We start from the raw sequence: 15805 nt of genomic DNA on the forward strand, positions 1-15805 counted from the left end.
TCAGTCGCCGCTCCTGCGGGCTTCCTTCTGCTTCTCCGCCAGGGCCCGCTTGGCGGCGGTGGCGTACACGTCGACGTACTCCTGGCCGGACAGCTTCATGATGGCGTACATCACCTCGTCGGTCAGCGAGCGGAGGATGAAACGGTCCCCCTCCATCCCCTGGTACCTGCGGAAGTCGAGGGGCTCGCCGATCCGGATGCCGGGCCGCATCAGCTTGGGCACGACCTTGCCCGGCGGCTGGATCTTCTCGGTGTCGATCATGGCGACCGGCAGCACGGGGGCCCCGGTGGCCAGGGCCACCCTGGCCAGTCCCCCCGGTTTGCCGCGGTACAGCCGCCCGTCCGGCGACCTGGTGCCCTCGGGGTAGATGCCGAACAGCTCCCCGCGCTCCAGCACGGCTATGCCGCTGCGTATCGCCGCCTCGCCGGCTCCCCTCGCGCCCGAGCGGTCCACCGGCAGCTGCCCGACGCCCTTGAAGAACGCGGCCGTCAGCCGCCCCTTCACGCCGGGCGAGGTGAAGTACTCGGCCTTCGCGATGAACGTGACCTTGCGGTCGAGCACGGCCGGCAGGAAGAAGGAGTCCGAGAACGACAGGTGATTGCTCGCCAGGATCGCGGGCCCCTCGGCCGGCACGTGCTCCTTCCCCTCGACCCAGGGCCGGAACGCCAGCTTGAGACCCGCCCCCACCGACACCTTCATCGCCCCGTAAAGCACCCGTTCGCCCTTCTGTCCGCCTGGCCCGACCTTACTGGGCAACGGCCGCGCATGGCGCGCCGAGGAGGGGCCCGCGTAGGGTGGCAGCCGTTTCCGAGAAGAGGAACGGAGTCGAGCCGATGCTGCTTCTTCCCGGGGCCGAGCCCTTCTCGCACGAGGGGTCGGCGACAGGCGTGCTGCTGTGCCACGGCTTCACCGGCTCCCCGCAGTCCCTGCGGCCCTGGGCCGAGCACCTCGCGGACCGGGGGCTCACGGTGTCCCTTCCGCTGCTGCCCGGGCACGGCACGCGCTGGCAGGATCTGCAACGCACCGGGTGGCAGGACTGGTACGCGGCCGTCGACCGGGCGCTGCGGGAGCTGACCGACCGGTGCGAGCACGTGTTCGTCGGCGGCCTGTCGATGGGGGCCGCGCTGGCGCTGCGCCTCGCCGCCCGCCGCGGGGCGGCGGTACGCGGGGTGGTCGCGGTGAACCCGGCCGTCACGTTCCCCAGGCTCCAGGGCCGCGCCCTGCCCGTCCTGCGGCACGTGGTGCCGACCACCCGGGGTCTGATCTCGGACATCGCCAGGGAGGGGGTGGCGGAGGTCGGGTACGACCGGGTGCCGCTGCACGCGGCGTACTCGCTGCGCGCGCTGTTCGCCCGGGTGCGCGAGGAACTGCCGCAGGTCACCCAGCCCGTCCTGCTGCTGCGCAGCCGCGTCGACCACGTCGTGCCCGCCTCGGACTCGGCCCTCGTGCGGGCCGCCGTGTCGGCCACGGACGTCACCGAGCATGTGCTCGAATTCAGCTTTCACGTGGCCACCCTTGACCGCGACGCGGAGCGTATCTTTCAAGAGACGGACGCCTTCATCAGCCGGCTCGCGACAAGGAAGACAGCCCGTGACGGAACGTGACCAGGAGCGCGGTGACGGCCGCGACCCGATCGACGAGGAAGCCGCGTGGGCCGAGATCGTCGCCGGCTACGGCGAAGAGCCCGCCGACCCGCCCGGCATGTGGCCCCCGGCGTCCTCGGCGACGCCGCCCGCGGAGACCGACGGGAAGGACGCGGCGGCCGACGGCGCCGACCGCGTGCACGTGGCGGAACCGCCGGCGGGCGACGCGCCGCCCGGCCCGCGGGACTGGGAGGCGGCCGAGGACGAGGAGGAGGACCACTTCGTCCCGCCCGAGCCGCCGCCGCTGCCGGAGACCGACCTGTCCACCAAACTGGCCTGGCTCGCGGTCATCGGCGGCCCTCTGCTGCTCGTCGGCACGACGCTGCTCCAGCGCGACATGAGCTGGTGGGTCGTCACCCTGGGCATCGGCGGGTTCCTCGGCGGCTTCGCCACCCTGGTGTCCCGCATGCGGGACGGCCACGACGACGACTGGACCGACCCGGGCAACGGAGCCGTCGTCTGACACCCCACTCCGCGTCAGCCCTCGGGGCCCGGGGGCGCGCGGCGGCCCGCAGGCGGTCCCGGCCGCGGCGGCCGTTCACTCCTCCAGGTGACGGCGGCCCGACGCGTCACCCCGGCGCGGGCACGCTCAGCCGTGCGAGGAGCGGCAGGTGGTCCGTCGCCCGCGCCAGGTCCCCCGGCTCCGTCCCCTGCGGCCGGGCGGGCACGCCGCAGCCGAGGACGCGCACGGCCGGCGTGCACAGCACGGCGTCGATGCGGCGGGCCGGGCGGCGCGAGGGGAACGTGTCGCCGCCCCCCTCGGGCGCCTCGCGCCACGCGTCGCGCAACGGCCCGGTCAGCAGCCGGAACGCCCGCCCGCCCGGCACCTCGTTGAGGTCTCCGGCCACGATCCCCGCGGGCCCGCCCCGCGCGGACAGCGCCGCGAGCCGGTCGAGCAGCGCACCGGCCTGCCGGGCGCGCTCGGCCGCGTCCAGGCTCAGGTGGCAGCTGACCACGGTGAACCGCGGCCCGCCCGCGGCCCGCAGCACCGCGGTGGCCAGGCCGCGGCGGTGCAGCCCCGGGGTGAGCGGCAGCGTCACGTCCTCGGCGTGCTCGACCGCCAGGCGCGGCGCAGCGAGGATCATCGTGCCGCAGGACGGCGCGCCGCCGGTCACGTACAGCAGGCCCGTCTCCCGGGCCAGGCGGGCCGCGGCGGACCGCCAGCCGAAGAACCGCGGCGCCTCCTGGACGCACAGCACATCGGGGGCGCAGCCGCGGACGACGCGGCCGAGCGCCGCGCGGTCGTCGCGCAGCGAGCGGACGTTGTAGCTGAGCAGCCGCACCTCCACGGCCAGGGCCGGCCCGCGCGCCGTCAGCCCTGGCGGGCGAGGTCGGCGGCGCCCACCAGGCCGGCCCTGCCGCCGAGCCGGGCGGCGAGCACCTGGGCGTGCGGCCGGTACCTGCTGCCGACGAGCCAGCGGCGGAACGACTTGCGGATCGGGTCGAGCACCAGGTCGCCCTCGTCCGAGACGCCGCCGCCGACGATGAACGCGGACGGGTCGAACAGCGAGGCCAGGTCGGCGAGTCCCGCGCCGGCCCAGCGGGCCAGCTCGCGGAAGGAGTCGATGGCGACCGGGTCGCCCTGCCTCGCGGCCGAGCTGACGTGCCGGCCCTCGATGCCCTCGGGGGTGCCGTCGCCCTCGGCGAGCAGGATCTTCGCGGCCTCGGGGGTCGCGGTGGCGCGCTGCCTGGCGTACCGGACCAGCGCCCGCCCCGAGGCGTACTGCTCCCAGCAGCCCTGGCTGCCGCAGCCGCACAGCAGCCCGTCGGGCACGACCCGCAGGTGGCCGAACTCGCCGGCGACCCCGAACCTGCCGCGGTGCAGCCGGCCGCCGATGATGATGCCGCCGCCGAGGCCGGTGCCGAGGGTGATGACCACGACGTCGTCGTGTCCCGTGCCGGCGCCGAAGCGGTACTCGCCCCAGGCGGCGGCGTTCGCGTCGTTCTCCACGACGACGGACAGGCTCACGCGCTGCTCGATCTTGTCCTTGAGCGCCTCGTGCCGCCAGGCGATGTTCGGCGCGAAGAGCACGGTGGCGCGCTTGTCGTCGACGTAACCCGCGGCGCCGATGCCGACCGCCTCGGCCGAGGTGCCCTCGCCCACCGCCTTGATCGCGTCGGCGATGGCCTCGATGACGCCCTCCGGGGAGGGCGGGGTCGCCACCTGACAGGTGTCGAGGATGGTTCCGGCCTCGTCGACCAGGCCGGCCGCGATCTTCGTGCCACCGATATCGACGCCGATGGTCAGTCCCATCAGATCTCCTTCGCATGGACCGCGCACCCCGGCCACCCGCGCGCGACGAGGCCGCACCGCGACCGCGCCCCGGCCCCCTTTCGGGCACAGGACAGGCCGGGCCGCTCCGGAGGCCGACGCGGCCGGGTGAAGTCCCCCTCGCGCCCAAGGGGGTGGAGTGACTGGTCCCTCAAGTGATGTCAGGTAGTGGTTCCCCGGCACCACGGTACCGGAGGGAGGCGTGCCCGACTGCCCCCGTCGCCGCCCCGGCTTCAGTCCAGGTCGATGCGCTGGGAGCCGCCCGACCCCGCGGGCCCGTCCGGATCGTCCCGCTCCGCCGCTTTCTCCCCGGCCCCGGGTCCGTCCTGCCCGCCGGGCCGCTCCGGGTCCGCGGCGCCACCGGAACGGGCCCCCGCATCGTCCGCCGCGGCTCCGGAACGCGCCCCGGACCCCTCGGTCGCGGCACCCGACGGCCGCGCCCAGCGCTGCTCCTGCTTCATGACGGCGGACCGGTAGGCGGCCAGCAGTTCCTGCCCCGCGCCCGCCAAGTGCTGGATCACGTCGGCGTTGCGCTCGATCACCGGCTCCACCGCGGCCCTCGCCCGTTCCGCGAGCGGGCCCGCGGCCAGCCCCGCCGCGGGGCCGAGGGCCCCGCCGAGGGCGGCGCCGAGGTGCCCGAGCCGCTCGGTCACGGCATCGGCCAGCTTGCGCAGTTCGTCCGCCGCGTCACCGGGCGGCGCTCCGTACCGCTCGCGCCGCCTGGCCCGCTCGGCGGCCAGATCCTCCTCGCACGCCGTGGCCCAGGCGTCCGGGTCCGGCCCCTGGCCCGCGGGCCCCGCGTCCGCGGCGCGGCCAGGGCCCGGTTCCGCCGGGTCTGCTGCGGGGTGCTCGCTCGGGTTGCTCATCGCGGCCTCCTGGGACATGCGCCTCCTTCGAGACTACCCCGGCGCGCCGGTGCCACCGCCGGTCCCGCCCTCCCCCGCCGGCCAGTGCTCGGGGTCGGGCGCGAAGCGCACGGCGAGTTCGCCGTCGTCGCCGAGCGCGGCCCCCGTGACGGTGCAGCGGCGCAGCGCGGCGGGCAGCGGCAGGGCGCGGCGGAACGGTCCCGTGGTGACGATGAGTTCGTCGCCCCGGCGCACGAGTCCCAGGGTGTCGCGGGTGGCGCCGGGCAGCGGCAGCCGCCACACCAGCAGCCCCTCGGTGGCCAGCCGGTCGTCGAGCACGGGCTCGCTCCGCCGCGGCGGCCCGGGCGGCGGGACTCCCAGGTCCGGCAGGTCGGCGCGCCCGGGGCCCGCGCCCAGGTGCGGCACCCGGTGCGCCTCCGGCAGCCCTGTCGCGCGCAGGAGGCCGCCGAGCACGGCCTCCTGCCGCTCGGCGAGCGCGGCGGGCCAGGTGCCGGAAGGCCCGGCGGGGGCCAGTCGGTTGGCGACGACGGACTCCACCGCGATCCCGTGCAGCGCGAGGCCGGCCCGCGCGGCGGCGGCCAGGCCCGCCGAACGTTCGGTGGGGTCGAGCACGAGCCGCACGGCCGCGCCCGGGCCCTGGACCAGGCGTTCGACGGCGGCGAGCCCGGCGTCCCAGCCGTCCGCGGCGCCGAACAGCCCGGCCACGGGCATCGGCACCCCGGCGAGCTGGGCGAGCAGCGGGTGCAGCGCGCGGGCGGTGCGCCGCTCCCGCGGCAGCAGCCGGCGCAGGTAGCGCCGGAGCCGGCCGGGCAGCGCGAGCAGCCGCACGGCGTCCGTGACCGCGGGCAGGTCGAGCACGACGAGCCGGTCCGCGCCGGGGGCGTGCGCCGCGTGGAGCGCGGTGAGCAGGGCCGCCTCGGCCGCGCCCGGCAGGTCCGTCAGCTCGTCGTCGTCCAGCGGCGTGGCGCCCAGCACGTCGAGCAGGGGGCCCGCGCGCCGCTGCGCGGCCAGCACTCCGGCGCGGAACGCGGCGGCCGGGTCGACGCGTGCCGCGGTCAGCCCGGGCTCGATCTCGGGCGGGGAGTCGTCCAGGGTCGGGGGAACGGCGCCGAGCAGCGCGGCCAGGCGGGCGGGCGGCGCGGGGCTGAGCAGCAGGGCCGGCCGGCCGGCGCGGGCGGCGGCCAGGGCGGTGGCGGCGGCGACGGTGGTGGCGCCGTCCCCGCCGGGCCCGGTGACGAACAGCGTGGCCGGCGCGTCCACCTCCGTCAGCCCTCGGCGCCGCGCGCGGTGGCGCCCGGGCCGTTCTCCACGCGCCTCTTGAGGCCGTCGAGCGCCCGATCGATGATGACCTTCTCGGCCTTGCGCTTGATCGTGCCCAGCATGGGGATCTTCACATCGACGGTGAGCTGGTAGGTGACCTCGGTCCGCTGCCCGCCGGCCGTCGGCACCAAGCGGTAGGAGCCGTCCAGGGAGCGCAGCATGCGGGACTTCACCAGCGACCAGCTGACCTGTTCCTCGCCCTGCCAGGTATAGGCCAGGGTGTGCTCGTCCTTGATCGCCCCGGCGTCGAGGAGCAGCCTGACCTGCTCGGCCCTGCCCCGGGCGTCGGTGCCGAGCACCTCCGCCTCCTTGACCTCACCGGTCCACTCGGGGTAGCGGCCGAAGTCGGCGATCACCGCCATGACATCGGCCGGGCTGGCCTCGATGGTGATGCTCGACCTGGTGTGTTCGGCCATGGCCGTGGCTCCTCGCGCTGCTCTCCGCCGGCGTCCGTCGTGGGAAGGCTATCGCGCGCCGGTGGGGGCGGGGCCACGGGAGTTCGGGCAGTAGGCTGCGTGAAGGGTCCGGAACGCGACAGACGAGGAGCAGTGGTGCAGGAGTTCAGCCTTCCGGCCCGGTACCAGGTACCCGCCGACGGCCATCTGCCCGGGCTGCTGGCGGCGAACGCCGAGCGGCACGGGGACGTCGCGGTGTACGCGCGCGACGGCGGCGAGGGGTGGGCCGACGTGACCGCGCGGCGGTTCCACGCCGAGGTCGAGGCCGTGGCCAAGGGGCTGCTGCGGGCCGGGATCGCGCCGGGCGACCGCGTGGGGCTGATGTCGCGCACCCGGTACGAGTGGTCCCTGGTCGACTTCGCGATCTGGACGGTCGGCGCGGTGACCGTGCCGGTGTACGAGACCAGCTCGGCCGAGCAGATCGCCTGGAACCTCTCGGACTCCGGCGCGGTCGCCGTCGTCGTGGAGACGCCCGAGCACCGGGCGGCCGTCGCGTCGGTGCGCGAGGAGCTGCCGGCGCTCGACCACGTGTGGTGCCTCGACGCGCCGGGCGAGGAGGCGGTGGGCCTGCTCACCGCGGCGGGCGCGGACGTGCCCGACGAGGACCTGCGCGCGGCGACGGCGACGCTGACGCCCGACTCCCCCGCCACCGTGATCTACACCTCGGGCACCACGGGCCGGCCCAAGGGCTGCGTGCTGACCCACCGGGCGTTCCTCACGGTCTGCGGGAACGTCGTCGCCGCGCTCGGGCCGCTGTTCCGCACGGGCCACAGCTCCGTGCTGCTGTTCCTGCCGCTCGCGCACGTCTTCGCGCGCATGGTCCAGGTCGCCGCGGCGCTCGCGCCGATCCGGCTCGGCCACGTCGGGGACGTCGGCAGGCTGACCGACGACCTGGCGTCGTTCCGGCCGACGATCGTGCTGGGCGTGCCGCGGGTCTTCGAGAAGGTCTACAACGCGGCCCGGGCCAAGGCCCGTGCGGGCGGCAAGGGCCGGATCTTCGACCGGGCCGCCGACACGGCCGTGGCGTACAGCCGCGCGCTCGACACCGCGGCCGGGCCCTCGTGGCCGCTGCGGCTGCGGCACCGGATCTTCGACCGCCTGGTGTACCGGCGGCTGCGCGCCGCGCTCGGCGGGCGCGCCACGCACGCGATCTCCGGCGGCGCCGCGCTGGGCGCGCGCCTCGGCCACTTCTACCGGGGCATCGGGTTCACCGTGCTTGAGGGCTACGGGCTGACCGAGACGTGCGCGCCGACGGCGTTCAACCCGTGGGACGCGCCGCGCATCGGCACCGTGGGCCGCCCTCTGCCGGGCACCTCCGTGCGCATCGCGGACGACGGCGAGGTGCTGGTGCGCGGCGAGCACCTGTTCACGCGCTACCTGAACGACGAGGCCGCGGGCGCCGCGGCGATGGTGGACGGGTGGTTCCGCACCGGGGATCTCGGGGCGCTGGACGAGGACGGCTACCTGAGCATCACCGGGCGCAAGAAGGAGATCCTGGTGACGGCGGGCGGCAAGAACGTCGCGCCCGCGGTCATCGAGGACCGGGTGCGCGCGCACGCCCTGATCGCCGAGTGCATGGTGGTGGGCGAGGGCCGGCCGTTCGTGGGGGCGCTGATCACGCTGGACGACGCGTTCCTGAGCGGCTGGGCGGAGGGCGAGGGCCTCGGCGGCCTGCCGCCGGAGGAGCTGCTGCGCCATCCGCGGCTGCTCGCGGCCGTCCAGGAGGCGGTCGACCAGGGCAACGCGGCGGTCTCGCGCGCCGAGTCGGTCCGCGCGTTCCGGGTGCTGCCTGGCCAGTTCACCGAGGAGTCCGGGCACCTGACGCCGTCGCTGAAGCTGAAACGGCACGTGGTGGCCCGGGACTTCGCGGCCGAGATCGACGCGCTCTACGACCGGGACACGCGGAACGGCGCGGGCCGCCCGCACTGACCGCGCGGGGTCGGGGACGTCGCGGAACGCCGCGCGGGCCGTGTCCGGCGCCGGGACGCGCGGGCCCGCTCACGTACCCGGAACCGCCGCGGCCTGTGCGCCCGTTCGCGAGGCGTCCGCGTCGAACCGGGTGACCTCGGGCAGCGCCGCCTCCCACAGGGGGACGCCGTCCACCCGGGAGACGCGCCATCCGCGCGGAGTGCGGGCGGCGGCCAGGTGGTAGCGCTCGGCGAACAGCCGCCCGCGCCCCTCCGGCCGGCCGACGAAGGCCACGAGCAGGTTGGCGGTGATCGTGGCCGTCCCGCCGTCCACCTCGATCAGGGGGTTGGTGGCGAAGCTCTGGGTCATGACGTCCGCCGGGCGGGCCGCGCGCGCCTTCTCGACGATGGCGTCGATTCCCAGGACCGTGCCGCCGGCCGTGGCGACCGAGGCGTCCTCGACGAAGACGGCGCGCAGGTCGCCGAAACGCTTCTGGTCCAGGCAGCGTCCGAGGCGGGACACGAGGTCGGTGAGCTGGTGGCGGTCGGCGTCATCCATGAGTCTCCCTTTCATTGGATCGACCAACATTGGCGCGGCCAACCATACACGCGTTCGTGGGCGCGGCCAACGAATTGCTACCGTGCCTCCGTGGACACCGAGCACACAACGCCGCCGCAGCGCCTGCGCACGCTGCCGAGCAGGCTGACCAACCAGGCGGCACTGGCCGCCAACCGGATCGTGGACCGGGCGCTCGCGGGGGCCGACTCCCGGCGCTACCACTACGCCCTGCTCGCCGCGCTTGAGGAGTACGGCCCGGCCAGCCAGGCCGCCCTCGGGCTCCGCACCGGCATCGACCGCAGCGACGTGGTGGCGACCGTCAACGACCTCGCCGAACGGCACCTGCTCGACCGCGCGCCCGACCCGCGGGACCGCCGGCGCAACGTCATCAGCATCACGGCGGCGGGCCGCGACCGGCTCGCCCACCTCGACCGGCTGCTCGCCGCCGCGCAGGACGAATTCCTGGCCCCGCTGCCCGCGGCCGACCGGCACGCCCTGACCGGCCTGCTCACCCGTCTCGTCGAGCACCACGGCCGCGCGCACTGACCGCGCGGGGGCCCGCGTGCCGACGGGCCCGGCCGCCGCGCGGCCGGTTCTGTGTCAGTGGGCGGTGGCAGACTTCCGTCGCATGAGCGAGCGAGTGGGTCTGAGGGACGTCGAGCCGGGCGACGTGGAGGTGTTCTTCGCGCAGGAGCAGGACCCGGAGGCGGCGCGGCGGGCCGACTTCCCGCCCCGGGAGCGCGACGCCTTCATGGCGCACTGGAGGACGCGGGTGCTCGGCGACCCGACCGTGCTCGTCCAGGCCGTCACCGTCGACGGGGAGTTGGCGGGCAACGTGGTGGCCTGGTGGCAGGAGGAGCGGCGCTTCCTCGGGTACTGGTTGGGCAGGCGGTACTGGGGCCGGGGCGTCGGCACCCGGGCGCTCGCGCTCTTCCTGGCCCGCGAGACCACCCGCCCGCTGTACGCCGACCCCTTCGCGGGGAACACCGGATCGCTGCGGCTGCTGGAGAAGCACGGCTTCTCGCGCGTCGGGACCGTCAGGTACGGGGGGAGCGAGCACGTGCTGATGGAGCTGCCCGCGACCGCCGCCGACGGCTCAGGGGCCCCCGGCGCGGCGGCGGGGCGGGGCTGAGGTGTCCTGGGCCGCCCCGCGCTCAGTCGAGCAGCGCGCGCAGCCGTTGCACCAGCAGGTCCCAGCGCCAGCGCTCCTCGACCCAGGCCCGGCCGCGTTCGCCCATGCGGCGGCGCAGCTCCGCGTCCCCGAGCAGGGTCGAGATCCGCTCCGCGGTCTCCGCCGGCGCCCCCTCCCCCGCGCCGCGCACGACCCACCCGGTCTCCCCGTCGAGCACCGCGTCGGGGGCCCCGCCGGAATCCCCCGCGACGACCGGCAGGCCGGTCGCCGACGCCTCCAGGTAGACGATGCCGAGCCCTTCCACGTCGAGGCCGCCGCGCCGGGTGCGGCAGGGCATCGCGAACACGTCGCCCGCGCCGAAGTGCGCGGGCAGTTCCTCCCACGGCACCTCGCCCGTGAACCGCACGGCCTCGCTGACGCCCAGGCCCGCCGCCAGCTTCTCCAGATCGGCCCGGTACGGGCCGCCGCCCACGATCAGCAGCACCGTCTCCGGGTGCGCGGCGAGGACGTGCGGCAGGGCCCGGATCAACGTGTCCTGGCCCTTGCGCGGCACCAGCCGGGAGACGCACACCACCACGGGGCGGTCCGTGAGGCCGAGCGCGGCGCGCACCGCGTCGCCGCCCGAGCCCGGGTGGAAGGTCTTCTCGTCGACACCGGGCGGCAGTTGCGCCATCCGACCGGCCGCTTCTGGCGTGAGCGCGCGGGCGATACGGCCGCGGGTGTACTCGCCGAGGTAGGTCACGGTGTCGACGGACTCGCCGATGCGCCGCAACAGCGTGCGCGCCCCGGGCAGTTGCGCCCACCCGGCCTCGTGCCCGTGCGTGGTCGCCACCAGGCGCTCGGCGCCCGCGGCCCGCAGGGCGGGGGCCATCAGCCCGAGCGGCGCGGCGGCGCCGAACCACACGGCGGTGCAGCCGTGCGCCCGCAGCAGCGCGGCGGCGCGCCGGGTGGCCCGCCGGGTCGGCAGCAGCACGGTGGTGCGGTCGCGCACCACGGGGAACGGCTGCGCCGCGTCGAACTCGGCCATCTCGCGCGCCTTCTCGCCGCTCCGCTGCCACGAGGAGGCGTAGACGACCACGCGCTGCGGGTCGAGGCGCGTCGCCATGTTGTGCAGGAACGCCTGGATGCCTCCGGGGCGCGGGGGGAAGTCGTTCGTCACGATCAACGTCTTACGCATCGGGTGAGACGATACCGAGCCCGGTCAGGGGCGGACGACGGAGGAGACCGGCATGACGTCGACCGCCTCGTAGCGCACCCGCGCGCCCGGGTAGGGGGCGTGCACCATCTGCCCGCCGCCCACGTACATGGCCACGTGGCTCGCGTCCGCGCGGTAGACGACGATGTCGCCCGGCCGGGCCTGGGACAGCGCCACCCTGCGGCCCGCGCCCGCCTGCGCCTGGGAGGTGCGCGGCAGCGCGACGCCCGCGCGGCCCCAGGCCCACTGGATGAGCCCCGAGCAGTCGAACGCGTCGGGCCCTGCCTGCCCCCAGCCGTAGGGCAGGCCGACCGCGCCGCGGGCCGCGGCCACCGCGGCGGCGGCCCGGGACGAAACGGCGCTCGCGGGCGCCGGGGCGGCGGCGCGCGTCTCGGCGTCCGCGCCGGGGGAACGGCGCTCCGCGGCGCGGTCGGCCCGTTCCCTGGCGGCGCGTTCCGCGTCGTCGAGGCGCTCGTACAAGCGGCGCGCGGCGGCCAGCCTCGTCTGCACGGCGCGCTTGTCGCGGGCGAGGCGGGCCTGCTCCTCGGTGAGTTCCGCGAGCTGCTCCTCGGCCTCCTCGCGGCGCTGGTCGAGCACGCGCTGGGCGGCGAGCAGGTCGCGCAGTTCGGCCGCGCGCCGCGTGCCGAGCCGGTCGAACACCGCGGCGCGGTCCAGGTAGGTCTCGGGGCTGTCGGAGAGCATCAGCGTCAGCGTCGGTTCGAAGCCGCCCACCCGGTACTCGGCGGCGGCGGCGGAACCCAGCGCGCGCCGTTTGGCGTTGACGGCCTCCTGGCTCCTGGCGACCCGGCCCTGCCGTCGTTCGAGCACGTCCCGCAGCGCGTCGACCCGCTCCGCGGTGCCGTTGTACCGGTCCACGGCCCGCTCGACCTCGGCGAAGAGACGATCCACCTCGCGCGCCGCGGCGGCGCTGTCGGCGGGGGGTGCGCCGGGTTCCGCGAGCACCGGCACGGCGCTCATGACGGCCGCCGCGGTGGCGGCGGCGGACAGCACGGTGGCCTTGGCCACCCGTCTCGGACAGGCGGGCACGTTGCGTCGTTGGGAAACCACTGCGGGCCGCGCTCCCTTCGGTGGGGACCTGAGCGCAGCAGAATGTAGCGGCGAGGCAGTGGGAGTTGACGGATGACGGCCGCCCGCGCGCCCGGACGGAACGCACAACCGCAGGTCACCCGGGGCGCGCGACGGCGCGCGTTGACCCCGGATCACCTGGTTGGCGCAGGTTCGGACCGCCCGGGTCAGCCGACGCGGACGCCGTACTGGAACGGCATCGCGTTGATGGAGAGGTACTCGACGCTGGCGCCGGGCCGCGGCGCGTGGATGATCTGCCCGTTGCCTGCGTAGATGCCGACGTGGTGCAGGTCGCTGTAGAAGAACACGAGGTCGCCGGGCGCGAGTTGACTCTGGCTCAACGCCGGGCCCATCCCGGCCTGCGCCTGCGAGGTGCGGGGCAGCGAGACGCCGGCCTGGCCGAACGCCCAGGTGGTCAGGCCCGAGCAGTCGAACGCGTCGGGACCGGTGGCGCTCCACACGTAGGGCGCGCCGATCTTGGTCGCCGCGGCGTTCAGCGCGGTGAGACCGTAGGAGGTGCCGATGCCGGCGCTCTCGACGGTGCCGCCGCCACCGCCGGCCCCCGCCCCGCCCGAGCGCGAGGAGGCGTCCCTGTTGGCCCGCGCCTCGGCCTCGGCCGCCGCCGCGGCCTCCTCGTCGGCGATGCGCTGCCGCTCCTCCTCGGTGAGGGTGTTGAGCAGCGACTGGGCGTCGTTGAGCTTGCCCTGGATGGTGTCCTTCTGGTCCCCCAGCTCGCCGCGCAGCTCCTCAAGCTCCGCGAGCCGGTCGGTGGCCTCCTGGCGCTGCTGGTCGAGGGTGCGCTGCCGCTCCTCGATGAGCCGCAGCGTCTCGGCCTGCTTGCCGCTGACCTGGTCGAGCGTGGAGGCCTGGTCGAGGTAGGCGTCCGGGTCCGAGGAGAGGAACAGTTGCAGCGACGGGTCGAGCCCGCCGTTGCGGTACTGGGCGGAGGCGACGGAGCCGAGCGTGCTGCGCAGCTCGTTCAGCTCCTCCTGGCCGCGCGCGGTGGAGTCCTGCAACTCCTCGACCTCGGCCTGGAGTTCCTCCTCGCGCTCCTTGGCGCCGTTGTACTCCTCGGTGGCGGCCTCCGCCTCCTGGTACAGCCGGTCGACCTCCTCCTGCACATCCTGGACGGAGGGGGCGGGGTCGGCCTGCGCCGTCTGCGAGGACAGCGCGACGGTCGCGACCGCGGTGGCGCCGAAAAAGGTGACACGGGCCCGGCTCGGCTGCTTGGGACGACGGTGGGACGCCACTGGGGCGAGCTCCTTCTTCCTCAGCCGCCTGCCGGGTGTGGGGGCCTGGCCCCGGCTCCGCGCGGCGCGGAATCGGCGGTTCCCCCGCGGACATCCCTGGTGGATGGTCTACCGCGCGGAGGTTCGACGCCCGACCTTAGCGAGGTCGGATTCGTTCCTTCAAATCCCCCCGGCGATTTTTTACTTACCTCACACGGGCCGCGACCGCCACGGCACCCTGGGTGGCGGACGAGGGGGGACCGACCGGACCAGGGGCGCGAACCGCGGGCAATCCGCCCGCATCCCGCCGGATCGGCCCGTACCCACCGGAACGCCGGCGGCGCGGGCGGGAGGCGTCGCCGGCGGAACGGGTCACGTGCGGTCGAGCCGCCTCAGCAGCAGGGTCGCGGACACCGGGCGGGCCCCGGCCCTCGCCACCCCGTCGGCGACCTCGCGGTCGGCGGAGACCACCACCACGGGCCGCCCCGGCGGTTCGGCCCGTACCAGCCGCCGGATCAGCTCGTCCGCGGTCTGCCGGGGCTTGCTGAACAGCACGCGCACCCCGCGCGGCGGGCTGAGCAGCACCGGCGCGGTCAGCTCGGCGCCGTCGAAGACGCACGTCATCTCGGCCCCGGTCTGCGCCGCGAGCACCGCGAGGCCCCGCATCAGCCGCAGCCGCTGCCGCTCAAGGGGCAGCGCCGGGTAGCCCGTCTTCGTCACGTTGTAGCCGTCCACCACCAGGTGGGCCTGGGGCAGCGCGAGCAGTTGGTCGAGCAGCGCGGGGTCGTCCTCGGCCAGCGCGCGGTGCGCGATGTCCTGCGGCGACATCCCGCCGGGCTCGATGGCCTCGACGGTCTGGGCGGGCTTCAGCTCCGTCGGTGGCAGGGCCAGTTCGCGCCGGATGCCCTGGGCCGCGTCGAGGACGGTGTCGAGCAGCAGCCGCAGCCGCATGTCCTCGATGCCCCGCCCCTCGCGGACCGCCTTGCGGCTGGACTCCAGGGCCGACTCCGCCTCGCTCAGCCGGGCCCGCAGCCGCCGGGCCTCGCCCTCGGCGGCGGCCCTGGCCGCGGTCGCCTCGGCGCGGGCGGCCTCCGACTCGGCCCGCAGCTTGCGCAGCGCCGCCTCGCCGCGCCGCACGTCGGCCAGCGCGCTGCGGAGCTTGCGGTGCACCGCGTCGTTCTCCTTGCGCGCCGCCTCAAGTTCCGTGCGCAGGCGCTCGCCCTCGGCGCGCGCGCCGGCGCGCGCCTGGTCCAGTTCCTCGCGCAGCCTGGCCAGTTCCCGCTCGCGCTCGCGTTCCCGCTGCTCGGACTGCGCGCGCTGCGCCTCCTCGCTCGCGGCGGCCACCAGCTTGGCCCAGCCCGAGGGGCGCAGCAGGAAGGCGGCAGCGGCCACGTCGGCCGGGTCGGCCGCGGGCGGCGGCGTGCCGCGTTCCACCGCCTCGGCCAGTTCGGGTTCCACGGCGCGCAGCCGCGCGGCCACGCGCTGGCGGAAGACGGCGTCGTCCTCCAGCGCGGTGGCCATGGCGGTGCCGCCGAACTTCACCCGCCGGGAGGGCGTGAACCGCGCGTACTGCCGGAGTGCGGGGGGCAGTTCCGCGAGGGTCAGGGCACCGAACGCGTCACCGGCGAGTGCGATGACGCGGTGCCGGACCCGGTCCGGCAGGGGACGGTCGAGCGTCTCGTCCGGCTCGGACCGCCCCGTCTCCTGCTCGCCCTCCGTGGAGTCCACCACCGTTCACACCATCCGTAGGCCCGGTCGTCGTCGACGTTCACCCTACGGCCTGGTAGCCGTCACGGCCCACGTACCGGGCTATGGTGAGCCCTGCGTACCGCGTCCGCCGCAAGGAAGAGGCCCCAGCCGTGATCACTTCGATCGTGCTCATCAAGACCAGTGTGGACCGCGTCCCGGAGGTCGCGGAGCAGATCGCGGCGCTCGAAGGGGTCAGCGAGGTCTACTCGGTGACCGGCCCCCACGACCTCATCGCCATGGTCCGCGTGCACAGCCACGACGATCTCGCGGAAGTGATCCCCGGCCGCATCAGCAAGGTTCCGGGCGTCGAGTCGACCGAGACCCACATCGCCTTCAGGACCTACTCGCGGCACGACCTGGAAGCCGCGTTCGCCATCGGCCTCGACGCCTGA

General features: G+C 75.6%; 17 protein-coding genes. 6 read left to right on the top strand and 11 right to left on the bottom strand.

What is annotated here, in order from left to right; translation table 11 throughout:
• Positions 1-699, bottom strand: coding sequence for a lysophospholipid acyltransferase family protein (locus LC193_RS05295; RefSeq protein ID WP_226072011.1), 699 nt, complete (start codon positions 697-699; stop codon positions 1-3).
• A 134-nt stretch (positions 700-833) separates the two neighbouring features.
• Here LC193_RS05295 and LC193_RS05300 point away from each other — a divergent pair, with 134 nt between their 5' ends.
• Positions 834-1604 (top strand): alpha/beta hydrolase, encoded by a 771-nt coding sequence (locus LC193_RS05300; protein WP_226072013.1) that lies wholly within the window; start codon positions 834-836, stop codon positions 1602-1604.
• Positions 1591-2106 carry a hypothetical protein gene (locus LC193_RS05305; protein WP_226072014.1) on the top strand — a complete coding sequence of 172 codons (516 nt, stop codon included), beginning with the start codon at positions 1591-1593 and terminating at the stop codon, positions 2104-2106. The genes LC193_RS05300 and LC193_RS05305 overlap by 14 nt, the downstream gene beginning before the upstream one ends.
• A gap of 106 nt (positions 2107-2212) precedes the next feature.
• Here LC193_RS05305 and LC193_RS05310 read toward each other — a convergent pair whose 3' ends face one another.
• From LC193_RS05310 to LC193_RS05330, 5 genes are all read right to left on the bottom strand, one after another.
• Positions 2213-2926 (bottom strand): endonuclease/exonuclease/phosphatase family protein, encoded by a 714-nt coding sequence (locus LC193_RS05310; RefSeq protein WP_318842128.1) that lies wholly within the window; start codon positions 2924-2926, stop codon positions 2213-2215.
• A gap of 29 nt (positions 2927-2955) precedes the next feature.
• The gene (locus LC193_RS05315) at positions 2956-3897 is read right to left on the bottom strand and encodes an ROK family glucokinase (RefSeq protein WP_226072016.1); all 942 of its coding nucleotides are present in this window, start codon (positions 3895-3897) and stop codon (positions 2956-2958) included.
• A gap of 251 nt (positions 3898-4148) precedes the next feature.
• Positions 4149-4799, bottom strand: a complete 651-nt coding sequence (locus LC193_RS05320; RefSeq protein ID WP_226072018.1) for a DUF5304 family protein — start codon at positions 4797-4799, stop codon at positions 4149-4151.
• Between the two features lie 15 nt (positions 4800-4814).
• Positions 4815-6041 carry an ArsA family ATPase gene (locus LC193_RS05325; RefSeq protein WP_226072019.1) on the bottom strand — a complete coding sequence of 409 codons (1227 nt, stop codon included), beginning with the start codon at positions 6039-6041 and terminating at the stop codon, positions 4815-4817.
• 5 nt (positions 6042-6046) lie between these two features.
• Positions 6047-6517 carry an SRPBCC family protein gene (locus tag LC193_RS05330; protein ID WP_226072020.1) on the bottom strand — a complete coding sequence of 157 codons (471 nt, stop codon included), beginning with the start codon at positions 6515-6517 and terminating at the stop codon, positions 6047-6049.
• Between the two features lie 135 nt (positions 6518-6652).
• Here LC193_RS05330 and LC193_RS05335 point away from each other — a divergent pair, with 135 nt between their 5' ends.
• A complete protein-coding gene (locus tag LC193_RS05335; RefSeq protein ID WP_226072021.1) occupies positions 6653-8485 on the top strand; it encodes an AMP-dependent synthetase/ligase in 1833 nt (610 codons plus the stop codon).
• 69 nt (positions 8486-8554) lie between these two features.
• Here LC193_RS05335 and LC193_RS05340 read toward each other — a convergent pair whose 3' ends face one another.
• Positions 8555-9022 (bottom strand): nuclear transport factor 2 family protein, encoded by a 468-nt coding sequence (locus LC193_RS05340; RefSeq protein ID WP_226072025.1) that lies wholly within the window; start codon positions 9020-9022, stop codon positions 8555-8557.
• 90 nt (positions 9023-9112) lie between these two features.
• Here LC193_RS05340 and LC193_RS05345 point away from each other — a divergent pair, with 90 nt between their 5' ends.
• Both LC193_RS05345 and LC193_RS05350 read left to right on the top strand, forming a co-directional pair.
• On the top strand, positions 9113-9568 hold the full coding sequence (locus LC193_RS05345; protein WP_226072027.1) for a MarR family winged helix-turn-helix transcriptional regulator: 456 nt from the start codon (positions 9113-9115) through the stop codon (positions 9566-9568).
• An 82-nt stretch (positions 9569-9650) separates the two neighbouring features.
• Entirely contained in the window at positions 9651-10154 is a 504-nt protein-coding gene (locus tag LC193_RS05350) for a GNAT family N-acetyltransferase (RefSeq protein WP_226072029.1), read from the top strand.
• A 22-nt stretch (positions 10155-10176) separates the two neighbouring features.
• Here LC193_RS05350 and LC193_RS05355 read toward each other — a convergent pair whose 3' ends face one another.
• From LC193_RS05355 to LC193_RS05370, 4 genes are all read right to left on the bottom strand, one after another.
• Complete coding sequence (locus tag LC193_RS05355) at positions 10177-11331, bottom strand: glycosyltransferase family 4 protein (RefSeq protein ID WP_226072031.1); 1155 nt, start codon at positions 11329-11331, stop codon at positions 10177-10179.
• Between the two features lie 24 nt (positions 11332-11355).
• On the bottom strand, positions 11356-12417 hold the full coding sequence (locus LC193_RS05360; RefSeq protein WP_226072033.1) for a C40 family peptidase: 1062 nt from the start codon (positions 12415-12417) through the stop codon (positions 11356-11358).
• A gap of 185 nt (positions 12418-12602) precedes the next feature.
• Positions 12603-13685 carry a C40 family peptidase gene (locus LC193_RS05365; RefSeq protein WP_226072035.1) on the bottom strand — a complete coding sequence of 361 codons (1083 nt, stop codon included), beginning with the start codon at positions 13683-13685 and terminating at the stop codon, positions 12603-12605.
• Positions 13686-14036: 351 nt separating this feature from the next.
• Positions 14037-15392, bottom strand: coding sequence for an NYN domain-containing protein (locus LC193_RS05370; protein ID WP_226078489.1), 1356 nt, complete (start codon positions 15390-15392; stop codon positions 14037-14039).
• A 131-nt stretch (positions 15393-15523) separates the two neighbouring features.
• On the opposite strand from LC193_RS05370, the gene LC193_RS05375 reads away from it, so the two are divergent.
• Positions 15524-15805, top strand: coding sequence for an Lrp/AsnC family transcriptional regulator (locus tag LC193_RS05375; protein ID WP_086161053.1), 282 nt, complete (start codon positions 15524-15526; stop codon positions 15803-15805).

It is taken from the genome of Streptomyces marincola (genome assembly GCF_020410765.1).
GTDB lineage: Bacteria > Actinomycetota > Actinomycetes > Streptomycetales > Streptomycetaceae > Streptomyces > Streptomyces marincola.